The 574-nt window shown below is 50.5% G+C and carries 1 pseudogene; it reads left to right on the top strand.

Annotated features, from left to right (window positions below):
* Positions 1–276: pseudogene (locus tag KTN04_RS17440) on the top strand (hypothetical protein); the annotation flags it as partial.
* Positions 277–574: the final 298 nt, after the last annotated feature.

Raw genomic sequence — 574 nt, 5'->3', positions numbered from 1 at the left:
CTTGTCCATTCGGCCCAGGAATTTCTCCTTGCGGGTCTGACGGCGCTTGTTGCTGAACTCGCTGTCCGCGAATGTAAGTTGCTGATCCATCTGATGCGTCCTCGATCATGTGCAGTCAGCATTATCCCATGTGGCGGACTTGATCACACCTTCCCTAACAGGGAAGTGGGTGATGATGTCATTGTGGCACTTTCTCTGAATGTTGAAGAAGCGAAGGAAAAGCTTGGCGAAATCGACGCTAAACTACCTTACCTGCGCATAACCAAACAGCCGTAAGGGTTAGCACACCAAGCAAACGGCGCCTTGCTGAAGACCTTATGTTCAGCAGGGTGCTGTTCAGTTCAAGAGGCAGGCAGAGCAGTGTGGTCCAGGGAATGAGCATACTGCCAATATTGATTAAGCAGTATGTTTCTCAACTCCGAGTGTGTGTAGTGGTCTAATGATCCCGGACACCAATTTGAGGTGGTAAAGTGACCGCTGAAGGAGAGGTGTTCAATGGCAAGACAGCGTCGTTCGTTTTCAACCGAGTTCAAAGTGGAAGCCGCCAGCCTGGTGGTTGATCAGGGTTACAGCA

Source organism: Marinobacterium weihaiense, from assembly GCF_019061305.1.
GTDB classification, from domain to species: domain Bacteria; phylum Pseudomonadota; class Gammaproteobacteria; order Pseudomonadales; family Balneatricaceae; genus Marinobacterium; species Marinobacterium weihaiense.
This window is presented reverse-complemented; position numbering and strand designations above follow the sequence as displayed.